Annotated in this window: 25 protein-coding genes; 5 read left to right on the forward strand and 20 right to left on the reverse strand. The window is 62.5% G+C overall.

Features of this window, described 5'->3' with window-relative positions; all coding sequences use genetic code 11:
* Positions 1 to 11: 11 nt before the first annotated feature.
* The 5 genes from nagE to M0D67_RS08640 all read right to left on the reverse strand — a co-directional run bounded on the left by nagE (position 12) and on the right by M0D67_RS08640 (position 7,417).
* Positions 12 to 1,790 (reverse strand): N-acetylglucosamine-specific PTS transporter subunit IIBC, encoded by a 1,779-nt coding sequence (gene nagE, locus M0D67_RS08620; protein ID WP_171925164.1) that lies wholly within the window; start codon positions 1,788 to 1,790, stop codon positions 12 to 14.
* Between the two features lie 97 nt (positions 1,791 to 1,887).
* Positions 1,888 to 4,452 carry a phosphoenolpyruvate--protein phosphotransferase gene (ptsP, locus tag M0D67_RS08625; RefSeq protein WP_171925163.1) on the reverse strand — a complete coding sequence of 855 codons (2,565 nt, stop codon included), beginning with the start codon at positions 4,450 to 4,452 and terminating at the stop codon, positions 1,888 to 1,890.
* Between the two features lie 38 nt (positions 4,453 to 4,490).
* On the reverse strand, positions 4,491 to 5,498 hold the full coding sequence (locus M0D67_RS08630) for an SIS domain-containing protein (protein WP_154564628.1): 1,008 nt from the start codon (positions 5,496 to 5,498) through the stop codon (positions 4,491 to 4,493).
* Positions 5,491 to 6,594, reverse strand: coding sequence for an N-acetylglucosamine-6-phosphate deacetylase (gene nagA / locus M0D67_RS08635; protein ID WP_154564573.1), 1,104 nt, complete (start codon positions 6,592 to 6,594; stop codon positions 5,491 to 5,493). Before nagA ends, M0D67_RS08630 begins: the two co-directional genes overlap by 8 nt.
* Positions 6,595 to 6,682: 88 nt before the next feature.
* On the reverse strand, positions 6,683 to 7,417 hold the full coding sequence (locus M0D67_RS08640) for a GntR family transcriptional regulator (RefSeq protein WP_054035773.1): 735 nt from the start codon (positions 7,415 to 7,417) through the stop codon (positions 6,683 to 6,685).
* Positions 7,418 to 7,791: 374 nt separating this feature from the next.
* Here M0D67_RS08640 and M0D67_RS08645 point away from each other — a divergent pair, with 374 nt between their 5' ends.
* The gene (locus M0D67_RS08645) at positions 7,792 to 8,718 is read left to right on the forward strand and encodes a bifunctional helix-turn-helix transcriptional regulator/GNAT family N-acetyltransferase (protein ID WP_171925162.1); all 927 of its coding nucleotides are present in this window, start codon (positions 7,792 to 7,794) and stop codon (positions 8,716 to 8,718) included.
* An 89-nt stretch (positions 8,719 to 8,807) separates the two neighbouring features.
* Here M0D67_RS08645 and M0D67_RS08650 read toward each other — a convergent pair whose 3' ends face one another.
* Positions 8,808 to 9,620, reverse strand: a complete 813-nt coding sequence (locus M0D67_RS08650; protein WP_154564577.1) for a MetQ/NlpA family ABC transporter substrate-binding protein — start codon at positions 9,618 to 9,620, stop codon at positions 8,808 to 8,810.
* A 301-nt stretch (positions 9,621 to 9,921) separates the two neighbouring features.
* Here M0D67_RS08650 and M0D67_RS08655 point away from each other — a divergent pair, with 301 nt between their 5' ends.
* The gene (locus tag M0D67_RS08655; protein ID WP_154564579.1) at positions 9,922 to 10,212 is read left to right on the forward strand and encodes a YciI family protein; all 291 of its coding nucleotides are present in this window, start codon (positions 9,922 to 9,924) and stop codon (positions 10,210 to 10,212) included.
* A 66-nt stretch (positions 10,213 to 10,278) separates the two neighbouring features.
* Here the strand turns inward: M0D67_RS08655 and M0D67_RS08660 are convergent, their stop codons facing one another.
* The 5 genes from M0D67_RS08660 to M0D67_RS08680 all read right to left on the reverse strand — a co-directional run bounded on the left by M0D67_RS08660 (position 10,279) and on the right by M0D67_RS08680 (position 14,415).
* Positions 10,279 to 10,908: an SCO family protein gene (locus M0D67_RS08660; RefSeq protein WP_154564581.1), complete on the reverse strand. Its 630-nt coding sequence runs from the start codon at positions 10,906 to 10,908 to the stop codon at positions 10,279 to 10,281.
* Between the two features lie 5 nt (positions 10,909 to 10,913).
* Entirely contained in the window at positions 10,914 to 11,819 is a 906-nt protein-coding gene (gene cyoE / locus M0D67_RS08665) for a heme o synthase (protein WP_054035767.1), read from the reverse strand.
* Positions 11,820 to 11,825: 6 nt separating this feature from the next.
* The gene (locus M0D67_RS08670; RefSeq protein ID WP_266238628.1) at positions 11,826 to 12,935 is read right to left on the reverse strand and encodes a heme A synthase; all 1,110 of its coding nucleotides are present in this window, start codon (positions 12,933 to 12,935) and stop codon (positions 11,826 to 11,828) included.
* Between the two features lie 31 nt (positions 12,936 to 12,966).
* Positions 12,967 to 13,572 (reverse strand): cytochrome C oxidase subunit I, encoded by a 606-nt coding sequence (locus M0D67_RS08675; protein WP_266238629.1) that lies wholly within the window; start codon positions 13,570 to 13,572, stop codon positions 12,967 to 12,969.
* Between the two features lie 126 nt (positions 13,573 to 13,698).
* Positions 13,699 to 14,415 carry an SURF1 family protein gene (locus M0D67_RS08680; RefSeq protein ID WP_266238553.1) on the reverse strand — a complete coding sequence of 239 codons (717 nt, stop codon included), beginning with the start codon at positions 14,413 to 14,415 and terminating at the stop codon, positions 13,699 to 13,701.
* A 114-nt stretch (positions 14,416 to 14,529) separates the two neighbouring features.
* Between M0D67_RS08680 and M0D67_RS08685 the strand changes: the two genes are divergently transcribed.
* The gene (locus M0D67_RS08685; RefSeq protein WP_007179452.1) at positions 14,530 to 14,739 is read left to right on the forward strand and encodes a twin transmembrane helix small protein; all 210 of its coding nucleotides are present in this window, start codon (positions 14,530 to 14,532) and stop codon (positions 14,737 to 14,739) included.
* A 185-nt stretch (positions 14,740 to 14,924) separates the two neighbouring features.
* On the opposite strand, the gene M0D67_RS08690 is transcribed toward M0D67_RS08685, so the two are convergent.
* The 8 genes from M0D67_RS08690 to M0D67_RS08725 form a co-directional block, all read right to left on the reverse strand.
* Positions 14,925 to 15,782 carry a cytochrome c oxidase subunit 3 gene (locus M0D67_RS08690; RefSeq protein WP_154564585.1) on the reverse strand — a complete coding sequence of 286 codons (858 nt, stop codon included), beginning with the start codon at positions 15,780 to 15,782 and terminating at the stop codon, positions 14,925 to 14,927.
* A 131-nt stretch (positions 15,783 to 15,913) separates the two neighbouring features.
* Positions 15,914 to 16,123 carry a DUF2970 domain-containing protein gene (locus tag M0D67_RS08695; protein WP_054035759.1) on the reverse strand — a complete coding sequence of 70 codons (210 nt, stop codon included), beginning with the start codon at positions 16,121 to 16,123 and terminating at the stop codon, positions 15,914 to 15,916.
* Between the two features lie 34 nt (positions 16,124 to 16,157).
* On the reverse strand, positions 16,158 to 16,772 hold the full coding sequence (locus M0D67_RS08700) for a cytochrome c oxidase assembly protein (protein WP_154564587.1): 615 nt from the start codon (positions 16,770 to 16,772) through the stop codon (positions 16,158 to 16,160).
* A 49-nt stretch (positions 16,773 to 16,821) separates the two neighbouring features.
* Positions 16,822 to 16,956: a cytochrome oxidase small assembly protein gene (locus M0D67_RS08705; protein ID WP_211607278.1), complete on the reverse strand. Its 135-nt coding sequence runs from the start codon at positions 16,954 to 16,956 to the stop codon at positions 16,822 to 16,824.
* A 116-nt stretch (positions 16,957 to 17,072) separates the two neighbouring features.
* The gene (gene ctaD, locus M0D67_RS08710) at positions 17,073 to 18,686 is read right to left on the reverse strand and encodes a cytochrome c oxidase subunit I (RefSeq protein WP_154564591.1); all 1,614 of its coding nucleotides are present in this window, start codon (positions 18,684 to 18,686) and stop codon (positions 17,073 to 17,075) included.
* Between the two features lie 44 nt (positions 18,687 to 18,730).
* Positions 18,731 to 20,341, reverse strand: a complete 1,611-nt coding sequence (coxB, locus tag M0D67_RS08715; protein WP_154564593.1) for a cytochrome c oxidase subunit II — start codon at positions 20,339 to 20,341, stop codon at positions 18,731 to 18,733.
* 66 nt (positions 20,342 to 20,407) lie between these two features.
* Positions 20,408 to 20,881, reverse strand: a complete 474-nt coding sequence (locus tag M0D67_RS08720) for a DUF2244 domain-containing protein (RefSeq protein ID WP_266238559.1) — start codon at positions 20,879 to 20,881, stop codon at positions 20,408 to 20,410.
* Positions 20,882 to 21,195: 314 nt separating this feature from the next.
* Positions 21,196 to 22,161 carry a methyltransferase domain-containing protein gene (locus tag M0D67_RS08725; RefSeq protein ID WP_154564597.1) on the reverse strand — a complete coding sequence of 322 codons (966 nt, stop codon included), beginning with the start codon at positions 22,159 to 22,161 and terminating at the stop codon, positions 21,196 to 21,198.
* An 84-nt stretch (positions 22,162 to 22,245) separates the two neighbouring features.
* Between M0D67_RS08725 and M0D67_RS08730 the strand changes: the two genes are divergently transcribed.
* A complete protein-coding gene (locus M0D67_RS08730; protein ID WP_154564599.1) occupies positions 22,246 to 23,040 on the forward strand; it encodes a ComF family protein in 795 nt (264 codons plus the stop codon).
* A gap of 18 nt (positions 23,041 to 23,058) precedes the next feature.
* Positions 23,059 to 23,529 carry a tRNA (uridine(34)/cytosine(34)/5-carboxymethylaminomethyluridine(34)-2'-O)-methyltransferase TrmL gene (gene trmL / locus M0D67_RS08735; protein WP_154564601.1) on the forward strand — a complete coding sequence of 157 codons (471 nt, stop codon included), beginning with the start codon at positions 23,059 to 23,061 and terminating at the stop codon, positions 23,527 to 23,529.
* On the opposite strand, the gene M0D67_RS08740 is transcribed toward trmL, so the two are convergent.
* Entirely contained in the window at positions 23,502 to 24,050 is a 549-nt protein-coding gene (locus M0D67_RS08740; RefSeq protein ID WP_266238563.1) for an O-acetyl-ADP-ribose deacetylase, read from the reverse strand. The two genes, trmL and M0D67_RS08740, sit on opposite strands and share 28 nt — an antisense overlap.
* Positions 24,051 to 24,132 lie beyond the last annotated feature (82 nt).

Below are 24,132 nucleotides of genomic sequence, written 5' to 3' on the forward strand. Positions count from 1 at the left end.
TCAACGTTGCATTACGCAGGCTGCGGCGCCGTACCGGCACCCGTATCGGGCGACAGGCGTGTCGCCAGTTGTGCGGCATAGCGCTGGGCTGCGTCGCCGACTACGATATGGAACGTGTCGGCCGAAACCCACGCCGTATCGAGCGTAGCAAGACGCTGACGATCAACCGCAGACGGATCGCGAACCACGATCCGCAGACGCGTTGCCGCCACGGCATCCAGCGACACGACGTTGCCCGCGCCGCCGAACACGGCGAGCCAACGCAACGGATCCGGGTCGAGCGGACCGCCCTGAGCACCGCTTGCAGTCGCCACAGGAGCCGCAGCGACAGCAGGCGCAACGGCAGCCACCGGCTTCACCGCATCGCCACCACCTTGTGCGATCACCGTGCGAATTTCATCAGCGATGATGTCCGCTTCCGGTCCAATAATCACCTGCACATTGGTCGAGCCGCGCTTGAGCACACCACGCGCACCAATCGTCTTCAGTTCGCTTTCCGAGACCTTGCTGGCATCGACCACCGACAGACGCAGACGCGTCGTGCAGGCATCCACCACCGACAGGTTCGACGCGCCACCCAGCGCGGCGATATAACGCTGTGCGCGCGGCACGGCGGCACCCGCCACCGGCGACACAAAACCGCCAGCCGCAAACGACTCGATCTGTTCTTCTTCTGCAGCAGGTTCACGACCCGGCGTTGCCATGTTGAACTTGCGGATGAAGAAGCGGAACAGGCCGTAGTACACGACCATGTACACGAGGCCGATCGGAATCGCCCACCAGCCCTTGGTCGACAGGCCGTAGTTCAGCACGTAGTCGATAAAGCCAGCCGAGAAGGTGAAACCGAGATGAATCCCAAGCGCCGAGCAGATCGCCAGCGACAAGCCCGTCAGCACCGCGTGGATCGCATACAGCACCGGCGCGAGGAACATGAAGCTGAATTCGATCGGCTCGGTCACACCCGTCAGGAACGAGGTGAGCGCCATCGACGCCAGCAGGCCGAACACCATTGCGCGGCGCTCTTTCGGTGCCTCGTGATACATCGCGAGACAGGCAGCCGGCAAGCCGAACATCATGACCGGGAAGAAGCCCGTCATGAACGTGCCTGCAGTCGGGTCGCCCGCGAAGAAGCGATGCAGGTCGCCCGTCACCGCCGCGCCACCCGGCGGCGTGAAATTGCCGAACACGAACCACGTCAGCGAATTGAGGATGTGATGCAGCCCCGTGACGAGCAACAAACGGTTCAGCACGCCGAACACGAACGCGCCGAGCGCACCCGCAGTGGTCAGCCAATGGCCGGCCGTATCGATGGCGCCTTGCACCGGCTGCCATACGTAACCGAACACAATGCCTATCGCCAGACAGACCACACCGGTGACAATCGGCACGAAGCGTTTCCCTCCGAAGAATGCGAGGTAGTCGGGCAGCTTGATGTCTTTGTACCTGTTGTACAGCAAGCCCGCGACGATACCCGCCACGATCCCGGACAACACGCCCATATTGAGCTTGTCGTTGATGTCCTTCATCACCGCGATTTCGATCAGATAACCGATCGCGCCCGCGAGACCTGCCACGCCGTTGTTGTCTTTCGCGAAGCCGACCGCCACGCCGATTGCGAACAGCAACGGCAGGTTGTCGAAGATCGCGCCACCGGCGTCGGCGATCATCTTGATGTTGAACACATCGGGTTGGCCCAATCGCAGCAGCAAGCCGGCAACCGGCAGCACTGCAATCGGCAGCATCAGCGCGCGTCCCAGGCGCTGAATCTTCAGAAACGGATTCCCATCCATTGACACCTCCAATCCTTGTCTCGTTGTCGACAGTCGTCGTTGAGTTTTGTAGCGATACGTCCTGACTATGCGAAGCTGGTTGCGGACTGTGTGGGGTTCAGTCCAAAGGCCAGGTTTCGCGGCTTACTGCTCTTACCGCCTGCGCCGATTCGAGCGCCAGTGCATCCTGGGCGCGTTGACGGCACAACTGATAATCGAGGTTGCGCACACGCGCCTTGATGCCCGGCACCGACACCGGATCCACCGAAAGCTCGGTCACGCCGAGGCCGACGAGCAGCGGCATGGCCAGCGGATCGCCCGCCAGTGCGCCGCATACGCCGACCCATTTGCCATGTTTGTTCGCGCCCTGCACGGTCGCTGCGATCAGACGCAGCACCGCCGGATGCAAGCCGTCCGCTTGCGCCGCGAGATCGGCCTGGCAACGGTCCATGGCGAGCGTGTATTGCGTCAGATCGTTGGTGCCGATCGACAGGAAATCCGCGTGTTGCGACAGTTGATCGGCGAGCAACGCGGCCGATGGCACTTCGATCATCACGCCGACTTCGATCGGTTCAGTACGACCCGATTCGCGGGCGAATTCGTCGATGCGTTTGCGGATGCGGATCAATTCACCCACGTCGGTCACCATCGGCAGCAGGATGCGTACGGCGCCGAGCGGTTGCACCGCGAGCAGGCCGCGCAACTGATCGTCGAGCAGATCCGGGCGCACTTGTGCGAGGCGGATGCCGCGCAGGCCGAGTGCCGGATTCGGTTCGGGCGGCAGCGTCAGGTAATCGACTTCCTTGTCCGCGCCGACGTCCAGCGTGCGGATGATCGCGGTGCGGCCGCTCAACGCTTCGACGATGGCCTGATAGCTCTGGCGGTGTTCGTCGATGGTCGGTGCCGAGGCGCGGTGAATGAACAGCAGTTCGGTGCGCAGCAGGCCGACGGAATCGGCGCCGTTGTCGACGGCGGTTTTCGCGTCGTCGAGCGTGGCGATGTTCGCGGCGACTTCGATCGCGCGGCCATCGGAAGTCACGGCCGCCTGTTGCGACGTACGGCGGTTCGCTTCGCGCACGCCGGCGAGGCGGCTGCGCTCAAGACGTGCACGTTCGACGTCAAGCTCGGTCGGCGCGAATTCGAGACGGCCGGTTGTGGCGTTCACCACCACTTGCGTGCCTTCGGGGATCGCGTGCAATGCATCGCCGACTGCCACCAGCGCCGGAATGCCGGCCTGGCGCGCAAGAATCGCCGCATGCGAAGTGGCACCGCCACGCGACATCACCAGCGCGGTGACGCGCGTACGATCCAGCGACGACAGATCCGACGGCGTGAACTCTTCAGCCGCCAGCACAGCTTCTTCCGGCAGCGTGCGCGCCGCCGCATTCGTATAACCGAGCGCGCGCAACACGCGCTTTTCGATGTCACGCAGATCGGCGGCACGTTCCGCGAGCAATGCGTCTTCGATATTCGTCAGGATGGCGATCTGTGCGCGGATCGCTTCGCGCCACGCAAAGCCCGCACTCTTGCCGAGGCTGATCAGATCGCGTGCGGCGTCGACCAGCGTGGGATCTTCGAGCAATACGCGATGCACCGCGAAAATGCCCGCCTCGCCCACCGCACCGCGTTGCGACGCATCGCGCACTGTCGTACCGAGGTCGGCGTCGACGGTGGCAATCGCCTTGTCGAGCAACCGGCTTTCAGCCGCCGACGTGCCGTTCGCCTTTTCCGGCGGATCGATGTCCGCATCGTCCCAGCGCACCAGCTTGCCGACCGCGACGCCCGGCGACGCGCACACACCCGCGAGCGTATTCGGCTCGAGCGTTTCGCCCGCGGCGTGGGCAACTGCTTGCGGCGCCGGCGAACTTTGTCGCGCCGGCTTCTCTTCGACTTCGCCGTGCGCTTCACGCGTCAACTCGTGGGCGATTGCTTCGATCGCGGCTTGGGCTTGTGGCCCAACGCCGAGCAACTCAACAGTCGCACCTTCGCCCGCGCCGAGACCGAGCAAACCGACCACGCTCTCGATCGCCGCCTTGCGCCCTTCATAACGCACTTCGACACGCGCATCGAAACCGCGCGCCGCTTCGCGAGCGCGCGCTGCCGGACGTGCATGCAGACCGCCCGCGTGGACTAGCGTGACTTGCTGACGGGCTTCTTCGGTCACGTTGGTGGCGCTCGCCTGGCGCGATGCGTCCGCCGCTTCGCCGCTGCGAGCACGCAGCACCAGCAACGGCGTTTCGCCTGCCTTCAGCATGCCGTCCTGCGCACGCTCGACAATCTCGAACGCATCCGAATTGGCAATCGCGATCACCGAGACGAGACTCGGCGCATTCAGCGCGACCTGGTCCTGGTCGAACTCGATCAGGATGTCGCCGGTACGCACATGTGCGCCTTGCGCGACCATCGGCGCAAAGCCCTTGCCATTCAGTTCGACCGTATCGATGCCGATGTGCAACAGAATCTCCACGCCATCGGCCGTCGCGAGCGTGACCGCGTGACCAGTGCGTGCGAGATGGGTAATGGTGCCGTCGCACGGCGCGACGAGTCGCCCCTCGAGCGGATCGATGCCGATGCCATCGCCGAACATGCCGCCCGAAAACACAGGGTCGGGCACGTTCGCCAGCGGCACGACCGGACCGGTCATCGGCGCGAGCAAAACAATATGGCCTTCAGAATGGCTCATCAAGCGGGACTCCTCGACACGTCGCATCTGATTTCTCGTCAGTGAGTTTCGGTGACTTTGTTGAGATGGCGTGGCGCGTCAGGATTGCGCCCGCGAGCGGCGGCAAGGCCGGCAGCCATCACGTAAAAGGACAGGATTGCGGCGATCGGATCGAGCGCCGCATGAGCGGTGGTGGCGAGCGGCAGGGTCGCTTCCGGCACGTCGGCCGGCGCGGCGAGCAACACGCGGGCGCCGCGCGCCTGCATGTCGCGCGCGAGTTGCAGCAAGCCAGCCTGTTCGGGACCGCGCGGTGCGAAGACCAGCAGCGGATAGTCGCGGTCGATCAGTTCCATCGGACCATGCCGCACTTCCGCGCTCGAAAATGCTTCGGCCTGAATGCCGGAGGTTTCCTTCAATTTCAGCGCGGCTTCCTGCGCGATCGCGAGGCCCAGACCGCGGCCGATCACGATCATGCGTTCGACGCCACGCAGTTCGTCCACTGCCTTCGACCAGTCGAGCTTGCCCGCGGCTTGCAGTGCGTCGGGCAGCGTCTTCAACGCGCCGAGCAGTGCTTCGTCTTTCTGCCAATGCGCGACCAGTTGCGCGGAAATCGACAGCATGGCGATGTAGCTCTTGGTCGCCGCGACGCTCAGTTCCGGACCGGCCACGAGCGGCAGGTGAAATTCGCAAGCGTCAGCCAGCGGCGAGCTTGGCGCATTCACAGCGGCCACCGTCAACGCGCCGGCCTTGCGCAACGCTTCCATCGTGCCGACCAGATCCGGGCTCTTGCCCGATTGCGAGAACGCCAGCGCGAGCTGATTGCGCACTTGCAGCGGCGCTTGCTGGAGCGTCGCGACCGACATCGGCAGCGAGGCGACCGGCACACCGAGGCGGCTCATCGTCAGGCTTGCGAAGTAACTTGCTGCGTGGTCCGAGCTGCCGCGCGCGACCGTCAGCGCAACATGGCGCGGTTGCTGGGCGAGCTTCGCCGCCAATGCTTCCACGCGCGAGGTATCCCTGAGCTGCGCGGCAACCGTTTCAGCGGACGCCAGCGCCTCTTTAAGCATATTCGACAATTGATTCTCCTTCGACGTAAGTCGCGGTCAACGCCAGTTCACGATCGAACACGACCACATCGGCCCACGCACCGCGCGCGATGCGGCCGCGGTCTTCGATGCCGAGGTAGTCGGCGGCGTAGCGCGACAAACGGTTTGAAACATCGGCGATCGGCAAGCCGATCGATACGAGATTGCGCAGCGCCTGATCCATCGTCAGCGTGCTGCCGGCGAGCGTGCCGTCGGCGAGACGCACGCCGCCGAGGCACTTCGTCACATGCTGGCTGCCGAGGCGGTATTCGCCATCGGGCATGCCGGTCGCCGAGGTGCTGTCCGTCACCACATAGAGACGCGGGATCGCGCGCAACGCGGCGCGGATCGCGCCCGGATGGACGTGCAGCAAGTCGGGAATGATTTCGGCGAATTCAGCGTGCGCGAGCGCGGCGCCGACGAGACCGGGATTGCGGTGATGCATCGGCGACATCGCGTTGAACAGATGCGTGAAGCCACACGCGCCGTGCTTGAGTGCGGCGACAGCGTCGTCGTAGGTGCCGAGTGAATGGCCAAGCTGCACGCGCACGCCGCGCGCCGCCATCTCGGAGATGATCTCCATGTGGCCGGCGATTTCCGGCGCCAGCGTGACCACGCGAATCGGCGCGATCGACAGATACTTCAGCACTTCATCCATCACCGCGGACACAGCGGCGTCTGGTTGCGCGCCGAGCTTACCGGGGTTGATGTACGGACCCTCCAGATGGACGCCGAGCACGCGCGCACCGCCTGGCGTGCGAATGCGCGCGTTATTGCCAAGCTCCGCGACGACACTCATCAGCTCGTCGCGCGGCGCGGTCATCGTGGTGGCGAGCAGGCTGGTCGTACCGTAACGCGCATGCGTGCGGGTGATGGTTTCGATCGCGTCGCCGCCTTCCATCACGTCGGAGCCGCCACCGCCGTGCACGTGAAGATCGATGAAGCCGGGCAGGATGTACGGCGCGTCGTTCTTCGACGGATCGGCGCGTTCGCCTGTCAGCGTCGTGATGCGGCCGTTTTCGTATTCGAGCGTGCCGTGAATCCACCCATCGGTGGTGAGTATGTTTCCGGTCAGCATGAGTCTCTCTGGTGAGGCGTAATGCGGGGTGTGACTGAATTGCGTTCGGCTGTGCCGCACGTGACGGCGGCCCACTCGGGTGCGCCAATCAGGTGCGCAATTCAGCGACAAAGTCGTAGTAATCGTCGCGGCAATAGGTGTCGGTCAGTTCGATCGCACGCTGGTCCGCGCTATACCCGATACGGGTAATGACCAGCAGCGCCGAGCGCGGTTCGATATCCATCAACGAGGCGATTTCGCTCGAAGCATTGACCGCGCGAAAGTGCTGCAAGGCGCGCACGACGGCAGCGCCACGTTGTTCGAGATAGCTGTAAAGCGACACACCGATAGCCAGCGGATCGGGCACGATCGCCGCGGGCAGCGCCGAATGTTCGACCGCCATCACGATGCCGTCCGCGCGCCGCAGGCGCCGCAGGCTCGTCACCGCCGCACCGGGCGACAGGCCGAGGTGCACCAGCTCATCACGGTTGGCGGCGCGGATATCGCGCTCGAGCCACACCGAATCCGGCCGGAAACCACGTTGCTGCATCTTCTTCGTGAAGCCGGTAAGCCGCGACAGCGGATCTTCGACGCGTGGCGTGATGAAGCTGCCCGCGCCTCGCGCCCGGCGGATCAAGCCTTGCTCGACCAGCAGCTCGATCGCCTTGCGCGCGGTGATGCGCGACACGCCGATCGCATCCGAGAGCGTGCGTTCCGAAGGCAGCGCCTCACCCGCCGACCACACGCCGCAGTGGATCGCCGTCGCCAGATTGCGCGCGAGCTGGAGATAGAGCGGCGTGACGTTGCGAGCGTCAGGCATCAGTGCGGACCAGCGAGTTTCCATGGGGCTCCGGCGGTCGTCTTGAAGAGTGCGGCCTACGAAAATGAGAGCCCATTATATAACCAACATAATACCAGTCAATCAACTGGTTCCATTCTGGTATGGGTTGACGGAAAGCCTTGCTGGATAGGCGTCAGAGGGTGATTTGAGGGCTTCGGAGAGCGGTTTACAGGGATCGGGATTTACCCGTATTCGAGATGCCGGACGGCATCCGGGTGGTCCATATTGGTTCTCCTCCTGCCCAGAGAGACGCCCCAAAATCCATACCTTTCTGATACCACTTTGGTACGCCCCTTGGCCGCGCGGCTTTTTTAATGGGTTCCGTTCCAATATAGTGGCGTGTAGCAAGCCATAAAAATTCCCCCGGGGAGCAGCATTTGACAGATTCCGAGGCGCTGCGGCGTGCTCAGGCCGTCCGCCATTTCAACCGCTTCTATACCCAGCTCATCGGCGCTCTGCATGAGCATCTGGCAAAGAGCGCCTTCTCGCTGACGGAAGTGCGCGTTCTGCACGAACTGTCCCGCGGACGCGCGCAGACAGCCTCGGTGCTCGGGCGCAACCTCGGCCTCGACAGCGGCTACCTCAGCCGCCTTCTGACGAGTTTTGAACGACGCAACCTGATTACGCGGCGCCCGTCCGACTCGGACGCGCGCCAATCGCTGATCGCCCTCACCGACAACGGCTACGCGGCCTACGCACCGCTCGATACGGCGGCGATCGAAGAAGTATCGGCGTTGCTGAACGGCCTCACCGCGCTTTCCCAGGAACACCTGATCGCCGCGATGAAAGTGATCGAGCGCTTGCTCGACAGCAAGCCGCAGCCCGAACTCGTGATCCTTCGGCAGCCACGCGCCGGCGAGTGCGGCTGGCTCGTGCATCGGCAGGCGCAGTGGTTCGCCGCGCACTACGGCTGGGATCAATCGTTCGAAGGCTTGCTCGCGCGCGTCGTCGCCGATTATTCGCAGCGCAACGATCCGGTGCGCGAGATGTGCTGGGTCGCCGATCAGGAAGGCATCGTAGTCGGCTCGGTGTGCATCGTCGGGATCTCGACGACCGTGGCAGGCGTGCGGCTCTTATGGGTCGAGCCGGATGTGCAGCGCCTTGGCATCGGCACACAATTGATGAGCGAATGCGTGCGATTCGCGCGGCGCGCGGGGTACACCAAACTCACGCTGACCACAGCCAGCACGCTCAAGGAGCCGCGCCGGCTATGCGAGCGCGCCGGCTTCCAGCTCGTCTGTACGACGGCGGAACGGCGCTTCGGCAAGGATCTGATGATCGAGCGGTGGGAGTTGGAGTTGTAGGGTCGCCAAAGAATGCGCGACGCAAAAAAAAACGCCACGGTTTGTCACTGTGGCGTTTTCGTTTTGCGAAGCAGGTTAAAGGGTGCCGCTTAGAACGACGGCACCACCGCCCCCTTGAACTGCGTCTTGATGAACTGGCGCACGTCTTCCGACTGGTAGGCCGCGACCAGCTTCTTGACCCACGGCTTGTCCTTGTCCTGCGTGCGCACGGCGATCAGGTTCGCGTACGGGCTGTGGATATCTTCGAGCGCGATCGCGTCTTTGGTCGGCTGCAGACCGGCGGCCAGCGCGAAGTTCGTGTTGATCGCGGCAGCGTCGACGTCCGACAGCGAGCGCGGCAGTTGTGCTGCGTCGAGTTCGAGCAGCTTGATCTTCTTCGGATTCTCGGCGACGTCAAGCGCCGTGGCGTTATTGCCGTTCGTGCCCGCGCCGGCCTTCAGCTTGATCACGCCTTGCGCCTGCAACAGCAGCAGCGCGCGGTTCTCGTTCGACGGATCATTCGGTACCGCGATCTTCGCGCCTTGCGCCAGATCCTTCAGCGACTTCAGCTTCTTCGAATAGATGCCGAGCGGCGAAATGTACGTCAGGCCCGCATTGACGATCTTGTAGCCACGTTGCTTGACCTGGCTGTCGAGGTACGGCTGGTGCTGGAAACTGTTGGCATCCAGATCGCCGGCGTCGAGCGCGGCGTTCGGCTGCACGTAGTCGTTGAATTCGACGACCTTCACATTCAGGCCTTCGCGCTTCGCCACTTTCGTGACGACTTCCCAAATTTGCGCATCCGGGCCGCCGATGGTGCCGACCTTGATGACCTTGTCGTCGGCGTGTGCGCCGAAACTGGTGACGATCGCCGCGCTGGCGATTACTGTCGAGAGGGCTTTGAGGATGTTTCTGCGCTGCATGTAATTCTCGCTTGTTCTGATCGATGTCAGATTCGGGTGGAAGCCGGCGGCAGGCATCTTGTGGACGCGCCGCCAACTGGACCGCAAATGGTCTCATACGCCCGGCGAGATGGGAAATATCACGATCGCATATGGTTATGCCCCTGCAACGGCGCGGTTGATGCGCGACACACTCGCCGTATCTTGTAGACGTCCCGTCTGATCTTGCAACGAAGCCGCCAGCGGGTCGGCTGCTGACAGATAATCGAAGGTCGTTGCCCGCAAATCCGTGCGGCCCATTCAATCGCTTACGAGAACGCTCATGTACGTCATCAACCTCATCTACACCGCATCGCTTGACCGCGTCGACGACGCGCTCGAAGCACATCGCGCGTTTCTGACACAACAGTTCGAAGCAGGAGTATTCGTCGCCGCCGGACCGAAGGTGCCGCGCGACGGCGGCATCATTCTGGCGGTACGCATCGAGCGCGATAAGCTGGATGAGATTCTTGCCAGCGACCCGTTCGCCGAGCAGAAGCTCGCACGTTACGAGGTGACGGAGTTCAAGGCGACGCGCCTCGCGCCGGGAATGAATTTGCCGATGCCGGCTTGAGGACAACTGCGAAGGAAATTGAATACGGGCGCGCGGCAGACGCGCGCGCCCATCTGCATCAATGCATCAATCGAGCAGCAGCTTGATATCGTGCACCCACGGCGTAGCGCCCTGGCCGTCACGCGCGAATAGACGCAGCTTGCCGTCCGGGTCGAACACATAGCTCGCCGCGGTGTGGTCCATCGTGTAGCTATCGGCTGTCTTGCCCGGCACTTTCGCGTAGTACACGCGAAAGTCTTTCGTGATCTTGGTGAGCTGCGCCTGGTCAGCCGGACGCAAGCCGACGAACGTCGGATTAAACGCGGGCACGTATTGCGCGAGCAGGGCCGGCGTGTCGCGGTCGGGATCGACGGTGACGAACAGCACCTGCACGCGCTTCGCGCCTTCCGGGCCGAGTTGCTGCAGCGCTTGCGAAAGCTCGGCCATCGTGGTCGGGCAGACGTCCGGGCAATGCGTATAGCCGAAGAACAGCACCACCACCTTGCCCTTGTAATCCGCCATTGTGCGGACCTGGCCGGTCGTGTCGGGCAGCGAGAAATCGCTTCCGAATTGCGTGTTGCCGGTGATGTCGAGGTTCTGGAACGCCGGCGGCTGCTTACCGCAGCCGGCCACCAGCAACGCACCACCAAGTGCGCAAGCCATCACAGTGACACGCGCGGCGGCACGCGCCGTGCGCACAAAGCGTTGTGTAAGCATGGGTGTTACGCGCCGATCACGACGCGCGCATAGTGGTCGATCAACAGCGCGGCGAAGAGCAGCGACAGATAAACGATCGAGTAACGGAAGGTTTTGCGCGCCAGATCGTCGGAATAGTCCCGATAGATCTTCCACGCATACGCGAGGAACACGGCGCCGAGCAACACAGCCGCCGCGAGGTACACAACGCCGCTCATGCCGGAGATGAACGGCATCATCGTGACCGCGAACAGGATCACCGTGTACAGCAGAATATGCAGGCGTGTGTACTTTTCGCCGTGCGTGTTCGGCAGCATCGGCAGACCGGCGTTTTCGTAGTCTTTGCGGCGATACAGTGCGAGCGCCCAGAAATGCGGCGGCGTCCACACGAAAATGATCAGCACGAGAATCCATGCGTCGCCCGGCACGTGACCGGTGACGGCGGCCCAACCGAGCGCCGGCGGCATCGCGCCCGACGCGCCGCCGATCACGATGTTCTGCGGCGTGGCCGGTTTGAGCAGCAGCGTATAGATCACCGCATAGCCGACGAAGGTGGCGAGCGTGAGCCACATGGTCAGCGGATTGGCGAACGTGTAAAGCGTCCACATGCCGAGTCCGCCGAGCACGGCCGAAAACAACAGGATCTGCGGGGTCGTGATTTCGCCACGCGCGGACGGCCGCCACGACGTGCGACGCATCTTCGCGTCGATCTTCTGTTCCATCAGGCAATTGATGGCGAACGCCGCACCGGCCAGCAGCCAGATGCCGACCGTGCCGCCGATCAGGACGGTCCACGGCACCATGCCGGGCGTCGACAGAAACATGCCGATGACTGCGCAAAACACAGCGAGCTGCGTGACACGCGGCTTCGTCAGGGCGATGTACTGGGAGACCCGGCTACCGGGCGTTTGGGAGAGAGTTGTGCTGTCCATGTGGGGTCACGCTGGCGCGGCATCGCGCGCAGGCAACACGGCGCGGCCGGGACGGCTATAAGCGATCCGAAAGTTTAACATAACGAGCAAAAGCAGCAAGATCGCGCCCCCCCCGTTATGCGCGACCGCAATGGGCAACGGCCATTGCAGGACGATGTTCGACAGGCCGGTGATGAACTGGATCAGCACCACCAGCAACACGCCGTTTGCCGGCCGCCGCAGCGACTCGAAACGGCGCAGTTTCAGCGCAAACCACACCAGATAGGCGACCACGACGATCGCGAACGTGCGGTGAGTCCAGTGAATCGCGACCAGCGCATCTTGCGTAATCATGTCGCCGTCACCGGTCATGCCGAGCGCGCGCCACAAGTGAAAACCGTGCGCGAAGTCCATCGGCGGGACCCATTGACCGTTGCAGGTCGGGAAGTCCGTGCAGGCGAGCACCGCGTAGTTCGTGCTGACCCAGCCGCCCAACGCGATCTGCACCACCAGCAGCACGAGACCAGCGATCGCAGCCGTCCGCCAGCGCGCGGCTTCGGGCTCATAGGCCGGCAGCGGCGTTTGGCGTGCGGCCAGCCAGCCGAGCGTGCCGAGCAACGCGAGGCCAAGCAGCAAATGGGTCGTCACGATGATCGGCTGCAACTTCATGGTCACGGTCCACGCGCCGAATGCGCCCTGCACAAGAATCAGCAGCAGCAGCGAAGTCGGCCACCACGGCGACACATGCAGTGGACGGCGCTTGATACGAGCCGTCCACGCAATCAACGTCTGCGCGATGATCAGCACGCCGATCGCCATCGCGAAGTAACGGTGGATCATCTCGATCCAGGCCTTCGTCATGCTGACCGGTCCGGTCGGCATCAATTGATGCGCGGCGGTAATCGCGGCGTGCGCGATGAACGGCGACGACGTGCCATAGCAACCAGGCCAGTCCGGGCAGCCGAGACCAGAATCGGTGAGACGCGTAAAGCCGCCGAACATCACCAGGTCCAGCGTCAGGAAAGTGGTGAGCCACACCAGCTTGCGGAATTTGTTGTCGTCGGCCTTGACCCATACATAGGACAGCGGCAACAACGCGATACACAAGCCGATCAGGGCCAGTTGCAGAAGTTGCAATGCAGACATCTTTCTTACCCTTGTTGCGGCGTCAGCCGATGCTCGACCACTTGAGCAGCTTGGTCACGTCGCCCTTGATCTTGCTGGGGTTCGGATCTTTCGGGAAACGCATCATCAGATTGCCGTTCGGATCGACCATATAGATGTGGTCGGTGAGTTGGGTGCCGGTGTCGGTCGGCAGCCATGCGGACACCTGCGCCGGATTGGCGATCAGCATATGGGTGTCGGGGTAGGCCTTTTGTATCACGTCGGACACGTTGCCTACATCGGTGCGCAGCCACACTTCGACGACGCGCTCGCGTTCCGGGCCCTGAGCTGCGCGGATTTGTCGCATGAAGTACAGCTTGGTGACGCAGGCTTTGTCGCATGCGCTGGTGTCGACGGAGATCAGCAGCCAGCGGCCGCGCAGCGTCGCGAGCTTGAGCGGCTTGCCGTCTTCACCCGTGACGACGAGCGAATCGGGAATCGGTCGCTGCGGTTCGACCAGCGTGCCGTAGCTCGTGCTGCCGCCGGCCGGCTTGACCACGTAGTAAACAAAATACGATACGACGATCGGCGCGGCGCAGATGACCGCCAGCAACAGCAGCATCCAGCGGCCACGCTTCCACGATCCCTCGCCATTGGGTTGACCAGGCATCACTTTCGGAGCTGCGGGTTTGCCGGCTTGCGGCGAACGGGGAGATTGCGTCGACACTACAGGACCTCTTTCAATGATTGCGCGGCTTCGAGCCCGTGCTCAGGGCACGAAACCGCAGGCGATGCGTTACACGCTCGGGGCGTGCTCTTTCTTCGCGGCGCGGCGCGCGGCGTACAAGCCGAAGACCAGCGCCGCGGCCGCCATGCCCCACCACTGGAACATGTAGCCGTAGTTGGTTTCGACGCCGGTTGTTGGCGCCGGCCAGTCGCGCACCAGCTTGTCGCCGTCGTCGCTCAATTGCTGGATTACGAACGATTGCAACGGCAGCCCGGTTTCCGCAGCGTAGGCCGCCGTATCCAGATTCTGGCGAATCTTCTGATGCGCGGCCGATCCGCCCTGCCCCAACTCGAATGCACGCGAGGCATCGGCACGCGCAATGCCTTCGATTTCGATCTCACCCTGCGGCGTGCTGTACGGCGCGATCGTCTCGCGATTGTTCATGTTGCGCGGCAGCCAGCCGCGATTCACCAGCACGTAACCGCCGTCGGCCAGTTTAAAAGGCATCACGACGTAAAAGCCCGGCTGATCGTTATACGGGCGATTATCCAGATAGACGACTTTGTCCGCGACGAAACTGCCGCGCGCCTTCACGCGATGGAATTCGATGTCTTTGAGTGCAACCGGCGTAGCGCTCACAGGCTGCGCGGGCGCGTCTTCGAACTGCGTGATGTGTGCTGCGAGTGCTTCCTTCTGATGCGCGCGGTCGCGCTGCCAGAAGCCGAGCCGCACCGTCACTGCAATCACTAGCAGAATCAGCAGCGCGGGAATGAGGCGGAACTTCATCGAACACACTCCGGCACCACAGCCCGCGACGGCGTCTGGAACGTACGGCAGACGCTGGCGCGCGGTGCGATAATAAACGTCTTGCCTCTGCGCTTCCCGGTTTCAGTTGGTTCCATGCACATTCTCGTTCCCATCGCCTTCGTCCTGATCATCGCCAGCATGGTGTCCGCGCTTTACTTCATGATGCATGACAAGGGCAAAACCAAGCGGATGGTCTGGTCGCTCGCCACGCGGGTGGGTCTGTCGATCTCGCTGTTCCTCTTCATCCTGTTCGCTCACTGGATGGGCTGGATTCAGTCGACCGGTATTCCTTACGGGCGTTGAGCTCGGCGGAAAAAGCTTCAAGTCACCCAACCCACCAAACAAAACGCCGCCCTGACAGGGTCGAGGGCGGCGCTCTATGACTTGCGTACTGCTCGTGCGCCGCGCCCGTGAAAGGCGATGCGCAAACGGCCTGCACACGCTCCGGAAACCGGCCGGTTTTCAGTACGTATGCAGGCCAGACTGCGTTACAGCCAGTACACGACGACGTACAGCCCAAGCCACACGACGTCCACAAAGTGCCAGTACCAGGCGGCGCCTTCGAATGCGAAGTGATGCTCCGCGGTGAAGTGGCCGCGAATCATCCGCACCAGCACCACGGCCAGCATCGTACCGCCGAGGAACACGTGGAAACCGTGGAAGCCCGTCAGCAGGAAGAACGTCGAACCATACACACCCGAGGACAGCGTCAGGTTCAGTTCGTTGTACGCGTGGAAATACTCGAAGCCTTGCAGGAACAGGAAGCAGACGCCGAGCACCAGCGTAGCCGCCAGCCAGATGATCGCCTTCTTTCGATGATCTTCACGCAGTGCGTGGTGCGAGACCGTCAACGTAGCGCCGGACGACAGCAGCAGCGCCGTGTTGATGGTCGGCACCGGCCACGGCTGCATCGACTTGAAGGTCGAGACCAGCGCTGCCGGACCGTTGTTCGGCCACACCGCCGAGAAATCCGGCCAGATCAGCTTGTAGTCGAGGCTGCCGAGCTGATGCAGCGCGATTTCACGTGCATAGAACAGCGCGCCGAAGAAAGCGCCGAAGAACATCACTTCGGAGAAGATGAACCAGCTCATGCTCCAGCGGTACGACTTGTCGACATTCTTGCCGTACATGCCGCCTTCCGACTCGGCGATCGCGTCGCCGAACCAGTGCCACAAGGTATAGAGCAGCCACAGCAACCCGACGACGACGCCGATCGGCGCCAGTTCATGGTCGTTGATCCAGGCCGCAAGCGATCCGAGCATGACCAGCAACCCAGCGGCGGCGCTGATCGGATGCCGCGACGGATGCGGTACGAAATAGTACGGGCTCTCGTTTTGACCGCTCATTCTTGATTCTCCACTTCAGTCCAGTTGTTCCGGAATCTCCGGCTGTATCTTCGGCGGCGCGTCGATACCGCACCGCTTCTCTCTAATTCGTGGGCTCTGCTTCGCCCGGTACGACTTGTGTGCCTGCCGGCTCAACCCACTACGGCGTGCACGATCAGGATCAGCACCCCGATCAGGATGGCTACGCTGATCAGCGCTGCTGCAAGCACATGCAGCGGGTTCAACTGCGTTGCGTCCGCTTCCAGATCACGACGCTTGCGCACCCCGAAAAACGACCAGAACACGGCTTTCATCGACTGGCCGAAACTGCTCTTGCGTGGGCTGCCGCGGTTATCGCTCATTTACGTCTTCTTCCTTCGCCTGCGGCCAGTGCCGTCAGGTGGGATTGGCGGTGGTTGCCGCCGTGTTGGCCGTGGGTGCTACGCTCCCGGCCGTCGCCGCTGCCGGCGTATTCAACTCAAAGAACGTGTACGACAACGTGATCGTTTTCACATCCTTCGGCAACTTCGGGTCGACCACGAACACCACCGGCAACCGCTTGGTCTGGTTCGCAGTCAGAGTCTGCTGCGTAAAGCAAAAACACTCGATCTTCTTGAAGTACTCGGTTGCCTGCTTCGGCGCGTAGCTCGGAATGGCTTGCGCCTGAATCGTGCGCGCCTGTTCGTTGCTGACCTCGTACATCACTGTCGTCACTTCGCCCGGATGCACGTCGAGACTACGTTGCTCCGGCTTGAAACCCAGCGGGCCGCGCGCGTTCGCATCGAATTCGATCGAAATCGTGCGACTCATGTCGACCTGCGTATTCTTCGCCTCACGCACCGTGGCATCACGCTGCACGAGGTTGTTGATGCCGGTGATCTGGCAGATCGCGCGGTACATCGGCACCAGCGCAAAACCAAAACCGAACATCATCAACGCGACGACGAACAGCTTGATCAGCATCGAACGGTTAAAAGAGCGATCGGCCTGGGCCGGCGGTTGCGTCGACATCTCAATCCTCAACAATCCTGCACACAGACTCTAACTACCGCGTACCGCGTCAGGTGAACCACTTCTGATGAATGATGACGCTCGCAAAAAAAGCCGCGGCGATGACAAACATCACGATACCGATCCGCCGGTTACCCGCGCGAACCTGCTCGGGCGTACGTCTTTCTTGAGGATTGCGCGTCATGCTCGACTTTCTGAATACTTTCGTGCCTACAGGGTGCCACCACTGCTCGCGTGGCTGCCCGGTCCCGGCGGCGACTAACACCGCGCCGACGAAACCGGCAACCTCGCTGACGCCGATTACTCGACGGTCGGCGGATTTTCGAACGTGTGGAACGGAGCCGGGCTCGGCACGGTCCATTCGAGGCCCGTTGCGCCGTCCCACGGCTTGTCGCCGGCCTTTTCGAGTTCACCGCCGCCACGATAGGCCGGCAGCGCAACCGCGAACAGGAAGTAGACCTGTGCCAGACCGAAGCCGAAGGCACCGATCGAGATGACCTGGTTCCAGTCCGTGAACTGTGCCGGGTAGTCAGCGTAACGACGCGGCATACCTGCGAGACCGACGAAGTGCATCGGCAGGAACGCGAGGTTAAAGAAGAACATCGACGCCCAAAAGTGGATCTTGCCGCGCGTTTCGTTGTACATCCAGCCGGTCCACTTCGGCGCCCAGTAGTACCACCCGGAGAACAACGCGAAGAGCGAACCCGCAACCAGCACGTAGTGGAAGTGGGCCACCACGAAATAGGTACCGTGATACTGGATGTCGAGCGGCGCCATGGCGAGCATCAGGCCCGACAGACCGCCGAACGTGAACACCAGCAGGAAGCCGACCGCGAACAGCATAGGCGTTTCGAAGGACAGCGAACCGCGCCACATCGTCGCGACCCAGTTGAACACCTTCACACCCGTCGGCACGGCGATCAACATCGTCGCGTACATGAAGAAAAGCTGGCCCGTCACCGGCATACCGGTTGCGAACATGTGGTGCGCCCAGACCATGAACGACAGAATCGCGATCGACGAGGTTGCGTACACCATCGAGCTATAGCCGAACAGCGGCTTGCGCGAGAACGCCGGGATCACCTGCGACACAATCCCAAACGCCGGCAAGATCATGATGTACACCTCGGGGTGCCCGAAGAACCAGAAGATGTGCTGGTACATGACCGGGTCGCCGCCGCCTGCCGCGTTGAAGAACGACGTGCCGAAGTGACGATCGAACAGCACCATGGTGATCGCGCCTGCCAGAACCGGCATCACGGCGATCAGCAGGTATGCGGTGATCAGCCACGTCCAGACGAACATCGGCATCTTCATCAGCGTGAGGCCAGGTGCGCGCATGTTCAGGATCGTCACGACGATGTTGATCCCGCCCATGATCGACGAAGCACCCATCAAGTGGACCGCGAAAATCGCGAAGTCCATGCCCGGGCCCATCTGCGTCGACAACGGTGCGTACAGCGTCCAGCCCGCGGCGGTCGCGCCGCCCGGTGCGAAGAACGAACCGACCAGCAACACCGCAGCCACCGGCAGCAGCCAGAAGCTGAAGTTGTTCATCCGCGCGAAAGCCATGTCCGATGCGCCGATCTGCAGCGGCACCATCCAGTTCGCGAAGCCGACGAAGGCCGGCATGATCGCGCCGAACACCATGATCAGGCCGTGCATGGTGGTCAACTGGTTGAAGAACTCGGGGCGCATGATCTGCAGGCCCGGCTCGAACAGTTCGGCACGGATCATCAGCGCCATCACGCCCCCGGAGAGGAACATGGTGAACGAGAAGATCAGGTACAACGTACCGATGTCCTTGTGATTGGTTGCGAACAGCCAACGACGCCAGCCATGCGGCGTTTCGTGGGCGTGGTCGCCGTGTACGTGCTCGTGGCCCGCGACTACATCGTGTCCGATGCTAGACATGACAATCTCCTAATGCGAATACTGCGGTGCTGACCATGAACACGTCAGGCAGCCGGGCTGATCTGGACACGCCGGGCTTCTTTCGCGTCGCCGCCGCCCGTGATCGTTTCCGGCTTCTTCAAAATGATGTGGTCTTCGGCAATGCCGGCTGCTTTCAGTGCGTCGCGCACGGCTTCGGCACGGGTCTTCGCGAGCTTCGCGTTGACTTCGGCAGAGCCGGTGGCGTCGGTGAAGCCCGACAGTGTGAACTTGGCGTCCGGGTGTGCTTTCGCGTAGGCAGCGGCCGCGTCGACCGCCGCTTTCGCGTCGGTCGGCAGCGTGCTCTTGCCGGTGTCGAAGTAGACGTTTGCCGGGAGAGCTGCTTGCGATGCTGCCGCGCTGTCCGAACCGGCCGCAGCCGCGTCAGCACCCGAGGCAGCCGCTGCGCCGCTAGCAGCCGCGCCTGCGTCGGCCAGATGATTGCCACCTTCCGGCAGCTTGCCGTTACGGGCCTCCAGAATCTGCTTCGGCTGGAGAATGTCGCCGGTGTGGTTGCCCCACGAATTACGTTCGTACGTGATGACCGAAGCGATTTCGACGTCGTTCAGCGTCGGCGCCCACGAAGGCATCGCGTTCTTGCCCTTCAGCACCAGGCTCACGTGCTCGGCGATCGGGCCGTTGGCGATCTTGCTGCCGTCCAGCGCCGGGAATGCGCCAACGCCCTTGCCGGTCGGCTGGTGGCAGACCGCGCAATTCGCTGCGTACACCTTGCCGCCGCGCTCCATCAGCTCAGCCATGGTGTAGGTCTTGTTCGGATCGTCCTGGCCGGCGGCCATTTTCTGCTTCTGCGTATCGACCCACTTCGCGTAGTCGTCTGCCGACAGCACTTCGACCACCACCGGCATGAATGCGTGCTCCTTGCCGCACAGTTCGGTACAGAAGCCGCGGAAGGTGCCGGTCTTGTCAGCCTTGAACCACGTGTCGCGCACAAAGCCTGGAATCGCATCCTGCTTCACGCCGAAAGCCGGCACGTACCAGGAGTGGACCACGTCGTTCGCGGTGGTGATGATGCGGATTTTCTTGTCGACCGGGACGACGAGCGGATTGTCGACTTCCTGCAGATACGTGGTGGAAATCGGCTCGCGGCCATCGGTTTGCGCACGCGGCGTGGCCAGCGTGGACAGGAAGCTGATGCCCTCACCCGGACCCTTCACGTAGTCGTAGCCCCACTTCCACTGGTAGCCCGTGACCTTGATGGTGACGTCGGCATTCGTGGTGTCCTTCATCGCGACGACGGTCTTGGTGGCGGGGAGCGCCATCAGCACGACGATGACGAACGGCACGATCGTCCAGATGATTTCGACGGTCGTGCTTTCGTGGAAATGGGAAGCCTTATGGCCTTTCGATTTGCGGTGCGCAAACATCGAATAGAACATCACTGCGAACACGCCGATGAAGATCACCGTGCACAGGATCAGCATGAACGTGTGGAGGCTGTAGAGCTCCTCAGCGATTTTCGTCGCCGGCGGCTGGAGATTGATCTCGTTGACGGCAGGGCCGCCCGGAACATCGCCCACTGCCAGGGCCGCACCGGCGAAAAGCAGTCCGCTCATCGCCAGCACGCCCATGAGGGCTCGCTTGATTGTTTTCATAGCTTCCTTACCCAAAATTTCCATTCAAACCCTCGACCCCGCTGGCAGGCTGTCTCGCGCTCCCCGTGAACGCCGCGCGTCTCAACGCGTCTAACAACGCGTGAGCCACATACGCAATTCGCCTGCGAACTGCGCGCGCCGATACTGCGCGAGATGTTGCCCGATCATGATCGTCTGTCCGCGCGAGACCAGTTTGATCTGGTCACGCGGCGTTGCGCCCGGTTCGATCCGCACCCAGCGCGGATTGAATTCGAACTGCGTGAGCCGCTCGGCGCTGACCTGCTCGATCACGAGCCGGTTCGGAAACAGCCGGACGCACTCGTAATCGACAGCATGACGCGCATATATGGCAAACGCGATGCCCACCGCCAGCAATTCAATACCGGTGAACGGCAACACCAGCCAGGCGCCGACCAGAACCAGCATGAAAGCAATTGCCAACGAGAACAACGCAAGCGACACGTAGAAACATACGAACTGCTGCGGCGATATCGAACAGTTGCGCTTCATCGTCCAGTCTTTGAGAACCGGTTCTGAATCCGCCAGCAGATCTGATGCTTCCATCGCTGCCTCCCGCCGACCGTCACCCATCACCGCCTGCGGCCACTGCTCGCGACCGCAGAATCCAGCCACTTGATTACCGCCGCGTCACTTCATGTTGCAGCCCTATGCCTCGGGCCTGCCGCCCCAAATGTGGGAACTCCGGGCGACAAACTGACGCATTATAGGCGCGATCCATGGCATCCACAAGCAAGCCTCAATCGGCCCACAAGCCCGGTGCGACAAGCCTCCGCGCCGTTTTGACGCAGCTTTCACGCGTCTTTTGAAGCGGTAATTTCAGACATAACAGATGTCCTCTTTACCGCTTCGTTGATTCCTCACCGATTCCTCGACGAGCCTCGTCCGATATCCTCGAGCCGCACGATCCCATGCCCTTCGGCCGTGGTGCGCGGCACGGCTTTCCAGGCGTGGCCGTAGATCACTTCGAAGGTCAGCGCGATCGTGCCGTCGGCGCGCCGGCGGGCCTCGAGCGCTGCCAGCAAAGCCTTGTGCAGCCTACGCGCGACGGCGTTCGCGGTAGCCTCGCGCTCGAACGGATAGGCGCCCCAGCGACGCACATCCGCGAGCAGCGACTCGGGCGACTTATATGTAATGGTGAGTGTTTCCTGGTCCATCACCGGAATCTCGAAGCCGCTTTCGACCAGCATGTCCCCGAGGTCATGCATGTCGACAAAGTCGATCACATGCTTGCGCGAAGCAACGCCATGCGCGGCCTCGACCTCGGCGTAGGCGCCGCGTAATTCCTTCAGCGAATCGGGGCCGAGCGTGCTGAACATCAGCAGGCCGTTCACTTTCAGCACGCGTTGCCACTCGGGAAACACGAGATCGGGCCGCGAGTGCCAGTGGAGAGCGAGATTGGACCAGATGAATTCGAAGGCGCCGGCCGCGAACGGCAGCGCCGAGAAGTCGGCCTGCGCAAAACGCGGACCGCGGGCGCCGAGCGCCTTGCCGAGCGTGGCCGGCAGAAAGCGCCGCCAGCTTGTGTCGCCGGAATCGTGACGCAGCGCGCGACTGAGCATTCCGTGCGACATGTCGGTGCCGAACACCGGCGCCTCGGGGAAGCGTTCGCGCAATGCGGGGATGTCTTCGCCCGCACCGCAACCGGCGTCGAGCACGCTCGACGGCGTAACCTTGATGTAGTCGAGGCGTTCGCGCATGCGCTGCGCGATTTCGCGCGGCAGGAACGCGACCTGGTCGAAGGTCGCCGCACGGCGGTCGAAAATCTGCCGGAGGCGCCGGGAATCATAGGCCGGACGGCCAGATTGAGACGTAGTTGGGGGCATGGGTGTCGTACTGGCGTAGAGCACGAAGTATACTCGTTCGCTTCCGTCCATTCAGCGTGAAAGGCCTTTGCGGGCGGTCCAATCATGCCACTCCGAAAAAATTCCTCGTCTCCCGGCGGCTCGAACGCACTTTTTGCACGCTTCACGCGCGGCTTATATTCGGCGTGGCCGCATGTGATGCACGCTGCGTTGCCGAACCTGTGCGCACTATGCGGCAATTTGTCGCATAAGACGCTGTGTGCCGGTTGTGACGAGGCGTATTGGAACGAAGCCAGGTTGCGCTGCACGGTGTGCGCGGTCCCTTTGTCCGGAGCGCGCTGGGCGAGCCACGCGCGATATCGCTGTGCGGATTGCATCGGCGAGCCGCCGCCGTTCGAGGCAACCTTCGCTCTTGCCGATTACCGCCAGCCGCTCGACGCCTTGGCGCTCGGGCTGAAATTCCGCGCCCGGCTGATGCTGGCGCGCGAGTTTGCGCAACGCCTTGCGCGCCTCGCGGGGGACTCATGGGTGGACGCGGCTGAAAAACCCGATGTGCTCGCGCCCGTGCCGCTGGCCAACAAACGTCTTACTGAGCGCGGCTACAACCAGGCCTGGCAGATTGCGAGGCCCTTGGCCCGCGCGCTGAATGTGCGCAGCGACGCCACCTTGCTGCATCGTGTGATCCACACCGCACCACAATCGCGGCTCGACCTGGACGCGCGCCGGTTGAACGTGGGCCGAGCATTCAAAGTCGTCAAACCGGTGCAAGGTCTGCATGTCGGTATCGTCGACGATGTCATGACGACCGGCGCGACACTCGAAGCGCTGGCGCGCACGCTCAAAGCGGCCGGTGCGCGGCGCGTCACTAACTTCGTCGCGCTGCGTACGCCGAAAAACTAGTCTCTACCTGAAGCCATCATGTTCAATGTCGTTCTCGTCGAACCCGAAATCCCGCCGAACACCGGCAACGTTATCCGCCTGTGCGCCAACACCGGCGCGCGGCTGCATCTGATCGAGCCGCTCGGCTTTCCACTCGACGACGCCAAGTTGCGCCGCGCCGGTCTCGACTATCACGAGTATGCGCAGATGAACGTGCATGCCGATTGGGCAGCGTTCGTCGCCAAGGAAGCGCCCGATCCGGCACGGATGTTCGCCTTCACCACCCGTGGCTCGGGCCGGTTTCACGAGCATGCGTTTCAATCCGGCGACTGGTTCGTTTTCGGTGCCGAAACGCGCGGCCTGCCTGACACCGTGCTCGATCAATTCGCCAATGAACAACGCGTGCGTCTGCCGATGCGACCAGGCAACCGCAGCCTGAATCTGTCGAATACGGTCGCCGTGGTCGTGTTCGAAGCGTGGCGTCAGACCGGCTTCGACGGCGGCGCCTGACGGCGTTCCAATTCGGTTTCGTAGCGCGTGAGCATGGCTCCGTCGAAACAGGCGAACACCACATGCTCGATTTTCGGGGTGCGGGGCAAAGTTTCGAGCACGGCGCCTACGGCGATCCGCACGGCTTCGTTGGCGGGAAAATGGTAGATACCGCAACTAATTGCGGGGAACGCAATACTCCTGCAATGCGCCTGATGCGCCACTTCGAGCGAGCGCTGATAGCACGAGGCAAGCAGGTCCGCCTCGCCGCGCGCACCGCCCTGCCAGACCGGGCCGACCGCATGGATCACATGTTTGGCCGGTAACTGGTAACCACGGGTGATTTTCGCATCGCCGGTCGCGCAGCCGCCGAGCGTTTCGCACTCACGCAGCAATTCCTTGCCGGCCGCGCGGTGAATCGCGCCGTCCACACCGCCCCCGCCTAGCAACGAAGTATTCGCGGCATTGACGATCGCATCCACGGCGAGTGTCGTGATGTCGACCACGCGCGCTTCTAGCGTGCAATTGTTAAAACTGGGCATGAGAACCTCGCTGGTCCGAAGCGTCGATAAAACGTGGACAGCGATGGTGGGCAGCCGTTCAGCGCTTTTCGCGCTAAACGGC

It is taken from the genome of Paraburkholderia sp. SECH4, from assembly GCF_030511745.1.
Lineage (GTDB): Bacteria > Pseudomonadota > Gammaproteobacteria > Burkholderiales > Burkholderiaceae > Paraburkholderia > Paraburkholderia madseniana.

Coding starts and splice junctions, on each gene's coding strand:
- nagE (WP_171925164.1), bottom strand. CDS start 1,790: ATGGATGGGAATCCGTTTCTGAAGATTCAGCGCCTGGGACGCGCGCTG.
- ptsP (WP_171925163.1), bottom strand. CDS start 4,452: ATGAGCCATTCTGAAGGCCATATTGTTTTGCTCGCGCCGATGACCGGT.
- M0D67_RS08630 (WP_154564628.1), bottom strand. CDS start 5,498: ATGCTTAAAGAGGCGCTGGCGTCCGCTGAAACGGTTGCCGCGCAGCTC.
- nagA (WP_154564573.1), bottom strand. CDS start 6,594: ATGCTGACCGGAAACATACTCACCACCGATGGGTGGATTCACGGCACG.
- M0D67_RS08640 (WP_054035773.1), bottom strand. CDS start 7,417: ATGGAAACTCGCTGGTCCGCACTGATGCCTGACGCTCGCAACGTCACG.
- M0D67_RS08650 (WP_154564577.1), bottom strand. CDS start 9,620: ATGCAGCGCAGAAACATCCTCAAAGCCCTCTCGACAGTAATCGCCAGC.
- M0D67_RS08655 (WP_154564579.1), top strand. CDS start 9,922: ATGTACGTCATCAACCTCATCTACACCGCATCGCTTGACCGCGTCGAC.
- M0D67_RS08660 (WP_154564581.1), bottom strand. CDS start 10,908: ATGCTTACACAACGCTTTGTGCGCACGGCGCGTGCCGCCGCGCGTGTC.
- cyoE (WP_054035767.1), bottom strand. CDS start 11,819: ATGGACAGCACAACTCTCTCCCAAACGCCCGGTAGCCGGGTCTCCCAG.
- M0D67_RS08675 (WP_266238629.1), bottom strand. CDS start 13,572: ATGCCTGGTCAACCCAATGGCGAGGGATCGTGGAAGCGTGGCCGCTGG.
- M0D67_RS08680 (WP_266238553.1), bottom strand. CDS start 14,415: ATGAAGTTCCGCCTCATTCCCGCGCTGCTGATTCTGCTAGTGATTGCA.
- M0D67_RS08685 (WP_007179452.1), top strand. CDS start 14,530: ATGCACATTCTCGTTCCCATCGCCTTCGTCCTGATCATCGCCAGCATG.
- M0D67_RS08690 (WP_154564585.1), bottom strand. CDS start 15,782: ATGAGCGGTCAAAACGAGAGCCCGTACTATTTCGTACCGCATCCGTCG.
- M0D67_RS08695 (WP_054035759.1), bottom strand. CDS start 16,123: ATGAGCGATAACCGCGGCAGCCCACGCAAGAGCAGTTTCGGCCAGTCG.
- M0D67_RS08700 (WP_154564587.1), bottom strand. CDS start 16,772: ATGTCGACGCAACCGCCGGCCCAGGCCGATCGCTCTTTTAACCGTTCG.
- M0D67_RS08705 (WP_211607278.1), bottom strand. CDS start 16,956: ATGACGCGCAATCCTCAAGAAAGACGTACGCCCGAGCAGGTTCGCGCG.
- ctaD (WP_154564591.1), bottom strand. CDS start 18,686: ATGTCTAGCATCGGACACGATGTAGTCGCGGGCCACGAGCACGTACAC.
- coxB (WP_154564593.1), bottom strand. CDS start 20,341: ATGGAAATTTTGGGTAAGGAAGCTATGAAAACAATCAAGCGAGCCCTC.
- M0D67_RS08720 (WP_266238559.1), bottom strand. CDS start 20,881: ATGGAAGCATCAGATCTGCTGGCGGATTCAGAACCGGTTCTCAAAGAC.
- M0D67_RS08725 (WP_154564597.1), bottom strand. CDS start 22,161: ATGCCCCCAACTACGTCTCAATCTGGCCGTCCGGCCTATGATTCCCGG.
- M0D67_RS08730 (WP_154564599.1), top strand. CDS start 22,246: ATGCCACTCCGAAAAAATTCCTCGTCTCCCGGCGGCTCGAACGCACTT.
- trmL (WP_154564601.1), top strand. CDS start 23,059: ATGTTCAATGTCGTTCTCGTCGAACCCGAAATCCCGCCGAACACCGGC.
- M0D67_RS08740 (WP_266238563.1), bottom strand. CDS start 24,050: ATGCCCAGTTTTAACAATTGCACGCTAGAAGCGCGCGTGGTCGACATC.